At 68.6% G+C, this 15,310-nt stretch carries 12 protein-coding genes; 8 read left to right on the plus strand and 4 right to left on the minus strand.

The annotated features are described in order from the left end of the window. A partial coding sequence (locus tag FIF60_RS01740; RefSeq protein WP_144183218.1) for a LysR substrate-binding domain-containing protein occupies window positions 1-1,171 on the plus strand: 1,171 nt, incomplete at its 5' end. 268 nt (window positions 1,172-1,439) lie between these two features. On the opposite strand, the gene FIF60_RS01745 is transcribed toward FIF60_RS01740, so the two are convergent. Genes FIF60_RS01745 through FIF60_RS01760 form a run of 4 tightly spaced genes read right to left on the minus strand, consistent with a single transcriptional unit; the run spans window position 1,440 to window position 5,069 of the window. Next, entirely contained in the window at window positions 1,440-2,147 is a 708-nt protein-coding gene (locus FIF60_RS01745; RefSeq protein ID WP_144183220.1) for an ABC transporter permease, read from the minus strand. Beyond that, entirely contained in the window at window positions 2,147-3,058 is a 912-nt protein-coding gene (locus tag FIF60_RS01750; protein WP_144183223.1) for an ATP-binding cassette domain-containing protein, read from the minus strand. Before FIF60_RS01750 ends, FIF60_RS01745 begins: the two co-directional genes overlap by 1 nt. Next, entirely contained in the window at window positions 3,055-4,164 is a 1,110-nt protein-coding gene (locus FIF60_RS01755) for an ABC transporter permease subunit (RefSeq protein ID WP_144183225.1), read from the minus strand. The genes FIF60_RS01750 and FIF60_RS01755 overlap by 4 nt, the downstream gene beginning before the upstream one ends. Next, on the minus strand, window positions 4,161-5,069 hold the full coding sequence (locus tag FIF60_RS01760; protein WP_239451451.1) for a glycine betaine ABC transporter substrate-binding protein: 909 nt from the start codon (window positions 5,067-5,069) through the stop codon (window positions 4,161-4,163). Before FIF60_RS01760 ends, FIF60_RS01755 begins: the two co-directional genes overlap by 4 nt. Window positions 5,070-5,384: 315 nt before the next feature. On the opposite strand from FIF60_RS01760, the gene FIF60_RS01765 reads away from it, so the two are divergent. From FIF60_RS01765 to FIF60_RS01795, 7 genes are all read left to right on the plus strand, one after another. Next, window positions 5,385-6,647, plus strand: coding sequence for an ABC transporter substrate-binding protein (locus FIF60_RS01765; RefSeq protein WP_144183228.1), 1,263 nt, complete (start codon window positions 5,385-5,387; stop codon window positions 6,645-6,647). Window positions 6,648-6,797: 150 nt separating this feature from the next. Further along, window positions 6,798-7,811 (plus strand): branched-chain amino acid ABC transporter permease, encoded by a 1,014-nt coding sequence (locus FIF60_RS01770; protein ID WP_144183230.1) that lies wholly within the window; start codon window positions 6,798-6,800, stop codon window positions 7,809-7,811. 63 nt (window positions 7,812-7,874) lie between these two features. After that, window positions 7,875-8,870: a branched-chain amino acid ABC transporter permease gene (locus FIF60_RS01775; protein WP_204251057.1), complete on the plus strand. Its 996-nt coding sequence runs from the start codon at window positions 7,875-7,877 to the stop codon at window positions 8,868-8,870. Next, window positions 8,867-9,661 (plus strand): ABC transporter ATP-binding protein, encoded by a 795-nt coding sequence (locus FIF60_RS01780; protein ID WP_239451452.1) that lies wholly within the window; start codon window positions 8,867-8,869, stop codon window positions 9,659-9,661. Before FIF60_RS01775 ends, FIF60_RS01780 begins: the two co-directional genes overlap by 4 nt. Beyond that, window positions 9,654-11,858, plus strand: coding sequence for an ABC transporter permease (locus FIF60_RS01785; RefSeq protein WP_144183234.1), 2,205 nt, complete (start codon window positions 9,654-9,656; stop codon window positions 11,856-11,858). Before FIF60_RS01780 ends, FIF60_RS01785 begins: the two co-directional genes overlap by 8 nt. Continuing rightward, on the plus strand, window positions 11,858-12,694 hold the full coding sequence (locus FIF60_RS01790; RefSeq protein WP_144183727.1) for a phosphoenolpyruvate hydrolase family protein: 837 nt from the start codon (window positions 11,858-11,860) through the stop codon (window positions 12,692-12,694). Before FIF60_RS01785 ends, FIF60_RS01790 begins: the two co-directional genes overlap by 1 nt. 30 nt (window positions 12,695-12,724) lie before the next feature. After that, window positions 12,725-15,310, plus strand: coding sequence for a flotillin family protein (locus FIF60_RS01795; RefSeq protein ID WP_204251058.1), 2,586 nt, complete (start codon window positions 12,725-12,727; stop codon window positions 15,308-15,310).

The following is a 15,310-nucleotide window of genomic DNA, read 5'->3' on the forward strand; positions in this document are numbered from 1 at the left end:
TGCCGGCGAAGCGGCCGACGCGGTCGGCGTGCTGCGCCCGCGCCGGGGCGCTCGCGCCTGCAGCGAGCGCGGCGCCGAACCCGGCGAGCAGGCCGCGTCGAACGGCGGACACGCCCTCGCCCGGCAGTGGGCGGCTGGGCTGGGCTGGAAGGGGGGCCTTCGTCGTCATCGTTCTCACTCCTGGCTCGCTGACGGCGTCATCGCTGCCGTTGCCGCTGATGTGCCTCAACCCAACCAATGCTTCCAATCTCGTATTTTTCCTGGTCCAGTACCTGAAAGATATCAATTGGATGGCCGCATGGAGCTCCGCCACCTGCGCTACTTCGTCGCCGCCGCGGAGGAGGAGAACTTCGGTCGCGCAGCTCAGCGGCTGAATCTCGCCCAACCGGCGCTCTCCCGGCAGATTCGCGACCTGGAACGGGAGCTCGGCGTGGCACTCTTCGACCGGATCGGCCGCGGCGTGCGGCTCTCGGCCGCTGGCGCCGCCTTCCTTGAGGATGCGCGGCGCGTGCTCGCCGCCACGCGCGGCGCGGCCGAGCATGCACGTGCGGTCGGGCTGGGCGAGGCTGGCACGCTGCGCCTCGGCCTCCTCGATAGCGCTGCCTGGGGCGGCGAGGTGCCGACCGCCCTCGCCCGCTTCCGGCGCGCGCATCCGGCGGTGCGGCTGGAGCTGACAGCGGCGAACTCCGTCTCGCAGACTGCGGCAATCGAGGCCGGGCAACTCGACGCCGGCTTCCTCTACCGGCAAGGCGCGCTGCCGGCGGGCCTGGTAAGGCGACCAGTACGCGAGGACCGGCTGCTTGCCGCCTTGCCGCGCGGGCATCGGCTTGCCGCAGGCCGCGCGACGCTTCGGGCATCCGATCTGGCGGATGAGCCGTTTGTCTGGTTCGCGCGCGCCGTCGCGCCGACCTATTTCGATCGCGCTATGGCGGCCTTCGCCACCGCTGGCCTCGTGCCGCGCGTGGTCCAGGAGGGCGAGAGCGACAGCGTCATGCTTTCGCTGGTATCGGCGGGTGTCGGCGTCAGCCTAGTCAATTCGGTCGCACGCTGGCGCCGTCCGCAAGGCGTCGTCCTGCGCGAAGTCGCAGACCTCGATTTGGCGCTTCGGCTGGACCTGGTCTGGCGCGCACCACCGGCGCCCGCGCTGCAACAGCTTCTGACGCTCCTTTGAGACCGACTCATAACCGCCCTCTTCGCACCGCTCCGAAAATCGCAACTCGATCGACTAACTGTAGAAAACGATAGTCCCACAGGCGCAGTGAAATTCATCGAAGATGCGCCCCCCGCGGCCTACAGACATTCCTTCCAGGCTTCCGACTTCTGCTCCAGATACCCCAACACAACGCGGTTTCCCCGACATATCGGGGCGACAAGGACCTCGGGTTCTTTGGCCTAAGCCAACCTTGCCGATGCGGCGGCCATGCGAACCGCGCCCAGGTTCAGCGCCTCGCGACAGACCCGCCCAGCAACAGCAGCGCCTCCGCCAGAAAGGCCAGCGCAGCGGTCGCCGCAGCGCCCTGGACGATCAGCACCGCGTTCTGATTCTGCAAACCGAGCACGATCGGCGTGCCAAGTGTCGACGCCCCGGCAAGCGCCCCCACGGCCGCCGTCGCCACCGACAACACCAGCGCGACGCGAAGGCCATCCTGCATCACCGGCCAGGCCAAAGGCAGCTCGACCTCGAGCAGGACATCGCGCGGCGGCAGCCCCATCGCTTCGGCCGCCGCGCGCGCGTCAGGCGACACGGCTTCCAGCGCGCCAGTCGTCGCGCGAAGCACGGGCATCATTCCATAGAGCAGCAAGGCCAGGGCCGTCGGCCATAGTCCGAACCCGAAAGCCGGCACGCTCAAGGCGACCACAACGACCGGCGGTACCGCCTGCGAGATGGCGGCGATCGCGTCCACCATCGGCCGCAGCCCGCGCCCCACCGGCCGAGTTACCGCGATACCGAGAACGATGCCCAGCATTGAGGCTGCACCAGCGCCCGCGAGCGCTAGGCCCGAATGGGCAAGCGCAAGCGACAGAAGCCGTTCGGCAGGAAATGGCGCTGCCGTTTCGCCGATCGCCTGGCCAAGCAGGACGGCACCCTGCGGCGACGCAACCAGTGTCAGCAGGAGAGCGAGAAGCAATTGCGGCAGGGCGCGCATCAGGCCTGCCGCAGCACGGCCTCTGCGTGCAGCGAACCGCCAGCGCAGGCGAGCACCGTCGCGCCACTTTCGGCCATCAGCGACAGGGCATCGGCGAGGCTGGCCTCCGCCGGCAGTTCCGGTGCGCCTTGCGGCGGCGCCTCGGGCACCACCGAAGCCGCAGCGGGCAGGAGCGCGAACCGCCGCAGCCCCGGCTGCGTGCCTCCCAGAAGCTGCCGTGCGAAGGCATCGGCGCCAGGCGCGATCAACGAAGCAGCCGGGCCGGCTGCGACGACCCGACCCCCGCGCAGGACCACGAGCTGCGTACCGAGCTCGAGCGCCTCGTCCGGATCATGCGTGACCAGAACGATCGTCTTCCCTGTCGCCTGATGGATGCGCCGCAGCTCCGTCCGCAGCTCGCGGCGGGTGATCGGGTCCACGGCCCCGAAGGGTTCGTCCATCAGCAGGATGTCGGGATCGGCGGCAAGCGCCCGGGCAAGGCCGACCCGCTGGGCCTGCCCGCCGGAGAGGGCGCGCGGCAGGCGGCCCGCGAGACTCCGGTCGAGATGCAGGAGTGCCATCAGCTCCGCCGTGCGGGCGGCGATACGAGGGGCGTTCCAGCCGCGCAGGCGCGGCACCGTCGCGATGTTCTCGGCGACGGTGCGATGCGGGAACAGACCGACCGACTGCATCGCGTAGCCGATCGACTGCCGCAGCTTCGCCGGATCGAGCCGCGCGACATCCTCGCCACGCACGAACACCCTCCCGCGGCTCGGCGCGACCAGGCGGTTGACCAGCCGCAGCAGCGTCGTCTTTCCCGACCCCGAGGGTCCGACGAGGGCGCAGAGTTCACCGGCCTCGATCATCATGGTGATGCCGGAGAGCGCCTCGGCCGTGCCAAACCGGACATGGACGTTCTCGAAGGCGATCATGCCCGCTGCTCGGCCGCGCCGATCGCGGTGTCGGCCGCCAATGCGAGCGCAACGATGGGCAGTGCGCCGAGCAGCATGAGGTCGGTCGCGAACTGGGCGAGGCCCTCGAAAACCAGGGCGCCGAGGCCACCGGCGCCGACAAGCCCGCCAAGCGTCATCAGCCCGATCGACTGAACCACCGCGACGCGCAGCCCGCCTGCGAAAACCGGCATGGCGAGGGGGACACGAATCTCGGCGGTCAGCCGCGCCTCGGTCATGCCGATAGCGCGCGCGGCGGCCACGGCGTCGGGATCGGCCGAGGCAAGCCCGCCCAGCAGGCTGCGGAAGAGAGGGAGTGCGAGGTAGGCGGCGGTCGCCATTACCGCCGGTGCCGGCCCGATCGCTGCCAGCCCCAGTTCTCGCAATGCGGGAAAGCTCGCCAACAACGCCGCAAGAAGGGGGATCAGCAGTGCGAACAGCGCAAGCGCCGGGACCACCTGCACCGTCGCGAACACTGCCCCGATCGGCGCTGCCAGACGTGGCTGGCGGAACGCCGCCCAAGCAAGCGGGACGGCAAGCAGCAGCGCCGCCATCAGCGCAGCGCCCGACAGCACGAGGTGCTGCAGGATCGCCGCCTGCACCGCCTCCGCTCGAACGCGGTACTCGACGAGAAGGGAAAGCGAATGCAGGGCGCCACTGGCAAGGAGCAGCGCGAATGACGCGGCAACGGTCAGCAAGAGGAGCAACCGGCCCAGCGCTCCAAGCGATGCGCCTCTTGCGGCACAGAGGCCAAGCGACCCAACGAGCGCTGCCCAGAAGCCGAAGCCGACCCCCGCGCGCGCCGCAGCGGCCAGCCCCTGGAGCGCCTGCGCTGCGGCCTGTCCCGTCAGCCCCGCCAGGAGCACCGCGGCGGCAAGGGCCGAACAGGCTGCCGCAGGCGCCGGAACGCGTCTCGGCAGCGCCGCCAGGGTGAGCAGTGCAACAACCGGCAGTAGCGCGCCAAGCGTAGCAAGTGCCGAGATCGACGTTCCTGGCAGCAGCCGGTTTGGTGCGACGACCAGCCAGGGCAGCGGAAGCAGCATGCCCGCGAACGCGACCGCCGCCGGCAGCAGGACCGTCGTGCTCACCCGCGGATCGTCGCCAAATGCTCCTGCGCTACCGCCCGTGCAGGCTGCCCCTCGACAACGATCTTGGCATTGAGCCGGCGGAGCACATCCATGTCGAGCGAGGCGAAGACCGGCGCCAAGGCGGAACGGATCGCGGGGAAGCGGTCCAGAACCGCCGCGCGCACGATCGGCGCAGGCTCATAGACGATCTGCGCGCCGCGATCGTCCTCCATCACGACGAGGTCGAGCGCGGCAATGCCGCCATCGGTACCGTACACCATCGCCGAATCAACACCGGAGATGCCTTGAGCCGCCGCACGCATGGTGACCGCCGTCTCGCCACCGGGAAGAACGATGATGCGGTCGCGCGGGAAGGTCGCGCCGTAGGTCTGTTCGAAGGCTGGAAGCGCAGCGGGGCTTTCCACGAACTCCGCCGAAGCAGCGAGGCGAAGCGCGCCGCGTGCGGCGGCGGCGAAGAAGTCTCCCATCGTCGCCAGCTTCTCGCGCGTGGCCACGTCGCGACGCACCGCGATCGCCCAGGTATTGTTGGCCTTCGCTCGGTCGAGCCAGATGATCCCCTGAGCGCGATCGAGTTCTGCCGCCAGGGCGAAGGCGCGCTCCCCGTCACGCCAGGCCGCATCGCCCTCCCGGCGGTGGAAGAACGACGCATTGCCCGTGTACTCGGGATAAAGGTCGATCTCGCCGGACAAGATGGCGGCGCGCACGATGCGCGTCGGGCCAAGCGCAAGACGCGCCTCGGTCGGCACGCCGGCGCGCTCAAGCGAGAGGAGGATCAGGTTGCCAAGGAGCTGCCCCTCGGTATCGAGCTTGGAGGCTACGACCACCCGCGCCTGCCTGCCCTGCCCGCGGGCAGGTCCCACGGCCATCACCACGGCCCCTGCCAACAGCGTGCGTCGTCCCATCATGCGCACCTCCCTCCCGGTCCGAGGACAGCCTAGCCCGCTGGGGGCGCAGAGCGCCAAGCCTTCGAACCGCAGACCTTCGTGATGGGAGCCCGGTTCCACGCCGTCCCGATCAGTGAACTCAATCCCCAGTTGACGTGAGCGCTCGGCCCGTACCCGCCATCCTGTCCGCGGCCACGCACCGGCGACACAAGTAGCGAGGCGGATTGGGAATTCTTTACACCAGCGGCGCGACTTCGTTAGGCTTTCGCGAAGGAGCGGTGAACACGCCGCCCTCTCGCTGCAACGGCGAGGCTAAGCAAAACTGGGGAGAATCGGATGAGAAGGTCTTTTCTTGCGGCAGCAGCCGCCATCGCGCTTGCCATGCCGGGGGCCGCGCTGGCGCAGGAGACGATCAAGATCGGCATCCTCGTTGCACTGGAGGGCGCGTTCAGCGAAGGCGGTCGTGACGGCGTGCGGGGGGTCGAGCTCGCGCTCCGGCAGGTGAACAACACCGCAGGCGGCCGCAGGATCGAGACCATCGTGGCGCCGACCGACACGCGCCCCGATACCGCCGTGCGCCAGGCCCGCAAGCTGATCGAGCAGGACGGCGTCGATTTCGTGATCGGCCCTCTCTCCGGCTCGGAAGGCATCGCGATCCGCGACTATGCCAAGACCGTTCCGGACAAGACCTTCATCAACGGCAGCTCCGGCGCGCTCGAGACCACATGGGTCGATCCGGCGCCCAACTTCTTCCGCTTCCACACCGACGGGGCCCAGTGGGGTGTCGGGCTCGGGCAGTACGTCGTCGAACAGAAGCGCTGGCGGCGCATCGCCACCGTGTCGGCCGACTATTCGTTCGGGTATACGAACTTCCTCGGCTTCGCAGTCGATTTCTGCCGCGCGGGCGGAGACATCGTGCGCCGCTTCTGGGTACCGCTTGGCGCCTCGGATTATGCAGGCGTGATCGCGCAGCTTCCGGACGACGTCGATGCCATCTATCTAGGCCTCGGCGGGACGGACGCGATCAACTTCCTGAACCAGTACGCGCAGGCGGGCGCGCAGATGAACTTCATCGGCGGCACCATCATGGCCGACCAGACGGTGCTGACCTCCCGGGGCCGCGCCAAGGACCTGCTGATCGGCACGCCGACCTCCGGCATGATCTCCGACGAGAACCCGGATGCCGCGTGGACGGCCTACGTGGCCGCCTATCGCGGCGCCTTCCCCGAAGGACAGCGCTTCCCCTCCCCGACCATCTTCGCCACCGGCTACCACATCGCGACGCTCGCGGCGATCAAGGCGCTGAACGATGTCAGCGGTGATCTCTCCGGCGGGCAGCGGCGCTTCCAGCAGGCGCTCGCGACGATGGAGCTCGACACCCCGCTCGGCAAGATCAAGCTCGACCAGAACCGTCAGGCCATCGGGCCGGTGTTCGTCAACGAAGTGACGGCACGGGCAGACGGCTCGCTGTTCAACCGCATGGTCAAGCGCGCCGACAACGTGACGCAGACATTGGGGCTGACGCCGGAGCAGTTCCGCGCGCTCGGCCTGCCCTCGCGCGACAATCCTGACTGCGCGCGCCTCAGGGCCGGGCGCTGACCCGGCGCAACTCCGGCGGCGAGCCCAGCGGTTGCACCGGGCTCGCCGCCGCATGCCGCTCCGCATGACGACAATGCCGAGGAATTTGTGCGGGGCCATGCGTCACGCAGAGAGCGCACCGCGCCCGTGTCACCCCTGGGAAGGGCGGTGATGGCTGCCCTGGCGCGCGCCAATCCCATCGTAGTGCTGCTGGCAGGGCTCCTGGTCGCAGCGCTGCTGTGGCTGATCATCGCGCCCTGGCCGCCAGGGGTCACGGGCGTGATGGGGCCGAAGCGCGTCTTCCTCGCCGCGATCCTGTCCGGCATCACGCTCGGCGCGCTCTACTTCCTGGTGGCAAGCGGGTTCACCCTCATCTTCGGCCTGATGCGCAACGTCAACCTCGCGCACGGCTCGCTCTATCTGCTCGGCGGATACATCGGCTTCGAGGTTGCCGACAGGACGGGCTCCTGGCTGCTCGCCTTCCCCGTCGTGTTCATCATCGTCGCCGCGCTTGGCGTCGTACTGCAGTACGTCGTCTTCCGCCGCATGGAGGGCGAGGAACTGCGGCAGACTCTGGTCACCATCGGGCTCTCGATCGTGATCGCAGACCTGCTGCTGTGGATTTGGGGAGGCAAGTCCTACCAGATCCTGACCCCCGATTTCCTGTCCGGCCCGATGGACCTGCCTCTGATCACTGCCGTAAGGTCGGACGGCGCGGCGGTGTATCTCCGCTATCCGCGCGTCAGGATCTGGATCCTGATCGCGGCGGTGGTGGTGGGTGTGGCGATGTGGCTCGTGATCAACCGCACCAGGATCGGCATGCTGATCCGTGCCGGGGTGGACGACCGCGAGATGCTCGCAGCCTCCGGCCTGCCGATCCAGCTCGTGTTCGTGCTCGTCTTCGCCTTCGGCGCAGGGCTTGCCGGAGTAGGGGGGATCGTCGGCGGAACATTCCAGTCGATCTCTCCAGGGGAGGACACGCGCTTCCTGCTTGCGAGCCTGGTTGTCGTCATCGTTGGCGGCATGGGGTCGATCCCTGGCGCGGCACTCGGGGCGCTGATCATCGGCCTCGCAGAGCAGATCGGCCTCGTCTACGCGCCGACCTATTCGGTCGTGTTCACCTTCCTCATCATGGCCGCAGTGCTTGCCTTCCGGCCGCAGGGTCTCTTGGGAGCGAGGCGCTAGATGGCCGTGGCAGGAGAAGCGCGGCTTCCCGCCGGGTCAGCGAGCGGGGGGTGGCTTGCGCGGGTGCCGCCGGCACTTTGGGTGCTGGCGCTGCTAGCCCTGCTGATGCCCGCCTTCGCCAACAACTTCATCCTGTTCCAGGTCTTCGGCTGGACCTTCATCCTCGGGATGATCGCGCTGTCACTGATGTTCCTTGCCGGCTACGGCGGCATGGTGAGCCTCATACAGATGACGGTCGCGGGGCTTGCCGGCTATCTCGTCGCCATTCTCGGCCCCTCGGGCACCGAACAGGTCAGCCTCGGGCTGCCGTGGTGGATCAACATCCCCGCGGCAGTCCTGATCGCGACCTTCTTCGGAACGCTTGTCGGCGCGCTCGCGGTGCGCACCGAAGGCATCTACACGATCATGATCACGCTCGCGATCGCGGCGGCGTTCTTCTACTTCACGCGGCAGAACTACACGATCTTCAACGGGTACTCCGGCTTCAGCCTGGTCGTGCCGCCGCAGCTTTTCGGCATCGATTGGCGCCAGCCGGTGGCGTTCTACTACCTCACTCTGGGCTGCGCGCTGCTCTCCTACGCGGCAGTCGTGTATGTCGCACGCTCGCCCTTCGGGCTTGCCCTGCAAGGCGTGCGCGACAATGCCCGCAGAATGGCTGCCCTTGGCTACAACGTCGTCTGGCACAGAATCCTCGCCTACGGCTTTGCCGCCGTGATCGCCTCCTTCGGCGGCATCCTCCTCGTCTGGCAGAACGCGCAGATCGCCCCGGGCACGGCCGGGCTGCCGGCCGTCATCGACATCCTCGTCATCGCTGTGGTCGGCGGGCTACGCCACCCGGTGGGGCCGTTCATCGGCGCCTTCATCTACGTGCTTCTGAGCTCCTTTGCCCCCGATATCCTGCAGGCGCTCGGCCTCGCACCGGACCGCTTCAAACTGATCGTCGGCATCGGGTTCCTCGCCGTCGTCTATTTCTCGCCCGATGGCGTGCTCGGCCTCTGGGAGCGCGCGATGGCGCGGCGTCGCAACCGCACCGACCCGCTGACGGGCTTGCCGCGATGATGGAGCAGCTGGGCGATGCTGCGACGCGCCTCGGCTCCGTCAGTTCGGGCAATGCCCTCGAACTGCGCGGCGTGACGCGCATGTTCGGTGCTCTCTCCGCCATCTCCGACGTGACGATGACCATCCGCCCCGGCGAGCGCCGCGCCGTGCTCGGCTCAAACGGGGCGGGCAAGACGACGCTGTTCAACTGCATCACCGGCGATGTGCCGCCGACCTCCGGCACGATCCGCCTCTTCGGCGAGGATGTCACCCGCTTTCCGGCCCATGAGCGTATCCGCCGCGGCCTGAGGCGCACGTATCAGATCTCGCTCCTCTTCAGCGGTCTTTCGGTGGCCGACAACGTCTATCTCGCGTGCCGCGGCGTTTCGCGCTGGCGGTTCTCGCTGCTTCGCCCGCGGAGCGGCGATCCGCTTCTGGGGCGTGCCGATGAGCTGATCGAGGCGGTGCACCTGACGCGGGCGCGCGACAGGCTTGTCTCCGAACTCTCCTACGGCCAGCAGCGCCAGCTCGAGATCGCGCTCGCCCTCGCCGGCGCGCCGCGCTTCATCCTCTTCGACGAGCCTGCCGCCGGCCTTTCGCCGACGGAACGGCGAGACCTCGTCGACATCCTGACAAACCTGCCGCGCCACATCGGCTTCATCATCATCGAGCACGACATGGATGTCGCGCTGCGCGTGGCCGAAAGCGTTTCGATGATGCACAACGGCCGTGTGTTCAAGGAGGGCACGCCGGCCGAGATCGAGAACGATGCCGAGGTGCAGGCCCTCTATCTCGGGGGCAGCCATGGCTAGGGGAACCGGCACGCTCGCGCTCGAGATCCGCGGCCTCAACGTCTTCTACGGCGCGAGCCACGCGCTGCAGGGCGTCGATCTCAGCCTCGAGGGCGGCATCCTCTCCGTCGTCGGCCGCAACGGCATGGGCAAGACGACGCTCTGCAAGGCCATCATGGGGCTCGTTCCCGTTGCGTCCGGGACGATCCGCTTCGCTGGCCAGTCGCTCGTCGGGCTCTCGACATCGGAGATTGCCCAGCTCGGCGTCGGGTACGTTCCCCAGGGCAGGCGGCTGTGGCGGTCCCTCACCGTCGACGAGCACCTCCGCATGGTGGCGCGCCCGGGCGGCGCATGGACCGTCGAGCGGATCTACACGACCTTCCCCCGTCTCGCGGAACGGCGCGGCAATGGCGGAGCCCAGCTCTCCGGCGGCGAGCAGCAGATGCTCGCGATCTCCCGCGCACTGCTCCAGAACCCGCGCCTCCTGGTGATGGACGAGCCGACAGAAGGTCTCGCGCCGGTCATCGTCGAACAGGTCGAGGCACTGATCTACCGCCTCGCCGATGAGGGGGACGTCGAGGTGCTGCTCATCGAGCAGAACATCGGCGTCGCCTGCGCCACGGCAGACCAGGTCGCGGTCATGGTGAACGGACGGGTGAACCGGATCGTCTCCGCGCGGGCGCTCGCGACGGATCTCGAACTGCAGCAGCGCCTTCTCGGTGTCGGTCGCCACGGCCACGAGGATGAGCTTGTGTCGCCCGTGGCCAGCGCCTCCGCCGCTCCTGCCAGCGCCGCAGCGGCGGTGGGCGTGACGAAGGTCTATCTCTCGAACCCCGTCAGACCGACGCGATGGTCCCAGCCCGCGCCCGTCGAACAGATCGAGCGTGCCGCGCGCGTGCTCACCACGGGGCTCCTGCCCGCATCCGCGTCCGCTGCCGCTCAGGCCGAGCTCCGCCCCCTCGCTGCGCCGGGTGAACGCGTCGTCCTCGTGGCCGGAACCTGCGACACGAAGGGCGAGGAGCTTCGGTTCCTTCGCGACATCATCCGCGAAGCTGGCTTGGCGGTACGCCTCGTCGATCTCTCGACGAGCGGCCGGCATTCCGGCGCCGAGATTCCCGCCCACCTCATCGCCGCCTTCCACCCGCGCGGCGCCTCGGCCGTGTTCACCGGGGACCGGGGCATTTCAGTCGCCGCGATGACGGAGGCGTTCTCGCGCTGGATCGCCCGGCAGGACGGCGTTGCCGGCATCATCTCGGCCGGCGGCTCGGGCGGCACGGCGATGGTGGCGCCCGCGATGCGCGCCCTGCCGATCGGCGTACCGAAGCTCATCGTCTCGACCGTCGCCTCGGGCGAGGTGAGCCGCTATGTCGGCCCCTCCGACATCATGATGATGCACTCGGTGGCCGACGTTCAGGGCCTGAACGCCATTACGCGCGAGGTCCTGTCAAATGCCGCTCACGCCATGGCGGGCATGGTGGCAGCGCGGCTTGCGGCGCCGCGCCAGGTGGACACGCGCCCCACAGTCGCCCTCTCGATGTTCGGTGTCACGACGCCCTGCGTGCAACAGACGGTGGCGTTGCTCGGCGAGGGCTATGACTGCCTCGTCTTCCACGCCACAGGCATCGGCGGCCAGTCTATGGAGAAGCTGATCGACAGCGGCAAGGTCAGCGCGGTGATCGACGTCACGACCACCGAGGTGGCCGACCTGCTGATGGGCGGCATCTTTCCCGCCACCGAGGATCGTTTCGGCGCCATCATACGCCGGCGCGTGCCCTATATCGGCTCCGTCGGCGCGCTCGACATGGTGAATTTCGGCCCGCCCGAGACGGTGCCGGAGAAGTATGCGGGCCGCCTCCTTTACCAGCACAACCCGCAGGTGACGCTGATGCGCACCACCGCCGAGGAGAACGCGCGGATGGGCCGCTGGATTGGCGAGCGGCTGAACGCGATGGAAGCGCCTGTGCGGTTCTTCCTGCCCGAGGGCGGCGTCTCGGCGCTCGATGCACCGGGGCAGCCCTTCGATGACCGCACGGCACGAGCGGCACTGTTCACCGCCGTCGAACAGACCGTGCGCCAGAGCCCCACGCGCCAGGTGATCCGCGTTCCACACCATATCAATGCGCCCGAGTTCGCCGCCGCCCTCGTTGCTGCCTTCCGCGCGCTGCATGGCGCAGACCCGGGCCCGCGCCGCGTGGCGCGCAAGGAGAGACCACGATGATGCCGCGCCAGCAGATCCTCGCGCGGCTCCGTGCCAAGCTCGCCCGCGGCGAGGCGATCGTCGGCGGCGGAGCCGGTACCGGGCTTTCTGCCAAGTGCGAGGAGGCGGGAGGCATCGACCTCATCGTCATCTACAACTCCGGGCGCTATCGCATGGCCGGGCGCGGATCCCTCGCAGGGATGCTGGCCTATGGCGACGCCAACGCCATCGTCGTCGAGATGGCGGCCGAGGTGCTTCCGGTCGTGCGGCACACGCCCGTGCTTGCCGGAGTGAACGGCACCGACCCGTTCCGCAGCATGGAGGTGTTCCTCGATGAGATCCGTCGCCTCGGCTTCTCTGGCGTGCAGAACTTTCCGACCGTCGGGCTGATCGACGGCGTGTTCCGCCAGAACCTCGAGGAGACCGGGATGTCCTATGGCCTCGAGGTGGACATGATCGCCAAGGCGCATGCGCGCGATCTGCTGACGACGCCTTATGTGTTCAACGCAAGCGAGGCGGAGGCGATGGCAAAGGCAGGTGCCGACATCATCGTCTGCCATCTTGGGTTGACGACGGGCGGCACGATCGGGGCCGAGACCGCACTGACGCTCGCGGAGTGCCCGGCGCTGGTCGACGCCTGGGGAGAAGCCGCGCTCAAGGTGAACCCGGAGATCCTCATCCTCGTCCATGGCGGGCCGGTGGCCGAGCCGGAGGATGCTGACTACGTGCTGGAGAGAAGCACGCTCTGCCACGGATTCTATGGAGCCTCCTCCATGGAACGGCTGCCGACCGAGCGCGCGCTGACGGAACAGACGCGCGCCTTCACGAGACTGCGCACCACGCCCGGCAAGGTCTGAACCGATGCGGGGAGACAGGAGAGAAGCGTCATGGTGACAGGAGCCTTCATCGGCCAGCTGATCCTATGGATCGTGGTCGCCGTCATCGTCATCGCCGTCGTCTACTGGGTGATGCAGTTTCTCTACCGTCGCTCGACGAAGGAGGTGGCGTTCGTACGCACCGGCTTCCTCGGCCAGAAGGTGGTGATCGACGGCGGTGCGTTCGTCTGGCCGATCATCCACGACATCACCCCCGTCAACATGAACACCCTGCCCTTGCGCGTGATGCGAACCCGGCAGGATGCGCTGATCAGCAAGGACCGGATGCGCATCGACATGGAGGCGGAGTTCTACGTGCGCGTGCGTCCCGAGCCCGAGGCGGTGGCGACCGCGGGGTCCACGCTTGGCCGCCGCACGCTCGAGCCCGAGCGCCTGCATGCCCTGCTCGCCGGCAAGTTCGAGAGCGCGCTCCGCGCCGTCGCGGCCGAGATGACGATGAGCGAGATGCACGAGCAACGCGCGCAGTACGTGGCGCGGGTGCGCGACGTCGCCCAGGAGGATCTAGCCAAGAACGGGCTCGAGCTCGAGAGCGTGGCGATCATGGACATCGACCAGACGCCGCTCGAGTACTTCAACCCGTCCAACCGGTTCGATGCGGAAGGCCTGACCGCGCTGATCCGCGACATCGAGGAGAGGCGGAAGCTCCGCAACGACATCGAGCAGACGGCGATGATCGCGATCCGCACCCGGAACCTCGAGGCCGAGCGCGAAGCGCTGGAGATCGAGCGGCAGAGCGAGGAGGCGAGGCTCTCGCAGGAGCGCGAGGTCGAGTTCCGCCGCGCCCAGCAGCGGGCCGAGCTCGCACGCGAACGGGCGGCGCGCGAGACCGACGCGGAGGAGGCGCAGATCAGCGCCCGCGAAGCCATCGAGAAAGCGCGGATCGCCAATGACCGGGCGGTCGCCGAGGCGCGCATCGCCTCCGAGCGCGAGGTGCGTGCGCGCGAGATCGAGCGGCAGAAGCTGATCGAGGCCGAGGAGATCGCCGCACGCGAAGCCATCGAGAAGGCGCGGATCGCCAACGAGCGCGCGGTCGCCGAGGCACGCATTGCATCCGAGCGCGAGGTGCGCGGCCGCGAGATCGAGCGGGAGAAGCAGCTCGAAGCCGAGGAAATAGCCGCACGCGAAGCGATCGAGCAGGCGAAGATCGCGCAGGAGCGCGCAATTGCCGAAGCCCGGATCGCCAAGGAGGAGGAGATCCGCCGGCGCGAGATCGCACAGCGCAGGGCGGTCGACGCCGAGGAGATCGCCGCACGCGAGGCGACGGAGAAGCTCCGCATCGCCGAAGCCGCCGTCGTCAGCGAGACACGCATCGCGGAGGATCAAAGGATCCGCTCTCTCGAGATCGAACGGACGCGCGCCGTCGAGGCGGCTGAGATCGCGGCGCAGCAGGCAACCGAAGCGGCACGGATCGCACGCGAGAAGGCACTTGCCGCCGCGCGAATCTCTGCCGACGCGATGACGCGGGAGCAGGAGATCGCCCGCGACAAGGCTCTCGACGAGGCTCGCGTGGCGGCGCAGGAGGCCGTGCGCTCGCGCGAGATCGCCCGCGAGCGCGAGCTCGAGGCCGCCGAGATCGCCAAGCGCAAGGCGGTTGAGGAGGCCGAGCAGGCACGCATCGTCGCGCTGGCCGCGGGGCGCGCCGAGGTCACCGCGGCCGAGGCTTCCGTTCGCCAGGCGCAGATCGTCGCCCAGCGCGACGTGGAAACGGCCGAGGTGGAGCGAGACCGAGCCCTCGAGGCGGCTCGCATCGAGCGCAAGCGGTCGCTCGAACAGCTCGAGATCGCGCGGATGCAGGCGCTGCGCGAGGCGGAGATCGAGAGCCGCGAGGACATCGAGCGCGCACGCATCGCTTCCGAACGCGGCCTCGACGAGATCCGCATCGGGCACGAGACCGAGAGGCGACGCCTCGAGGTCGAGCGCGAGCGCATCGTCGAGACGGTGCAGCTCGAGAAGGCGATCGCCCTCGCGCGGAAGTCTCTCGAGGAGAGCGCCGCACGCATCGAGGCGGATCAGGCCCGCGCGCGGGTAGCGGAGGCGGAGGAGAAGATACGCACCGTGCGCGAGACGGAGATGGCCTCGCGCCGGCAGAAGATCGACCTCCTGCTCGCGGAGAAGGCAGCGGCGGAGATCAAGGTCGCCGCTGAAGCGGAGAAGGTACGCCGGGAGGTCGAAGCAGAGGCGCAGCGGCTCCTGAACGAGGCCGAGAACGTCCTGACCGACCCTGCCCGTTCCTCGCTGTTCCGGCGCAAGCTTCTCGAACATGTCGAGGGGATCGTCGCAGCCTCCGTCAAGCCACTGGAGAAGATCCAGGAGATCAAGATCATGCAGCTCGATGGGCTCGGCGGCATGGGCGGCGAGGGCCGCGTCGGGAGCCCGACGGACGAGGTGATCACCTCCGCGCTGCGCTATCGCGTGCAGGCCCCCCTGATCGATGGGCTGCTCTCCGACATCGGTATCGAAGGCGGCAACCTCGCCAAGCAGGGCGGGCTGATGCGCGAGGCCTCGGATATGCAGCGCATCGCCACGGAGGCGCGCAAGAGCGCCGCGAAGCCCGAGGGTGGAGAGGGGAAGAAGTAG

The organism is Elioraea rosea (genome assembly GCF_007644105.1).
Classification (GTDB): Bacteria; Pseudomonadota; Alphaproteobacteria; order Acetobacterales; family Acetobacteraceae; genus Elioraea_A; species Elioraea_A rosea.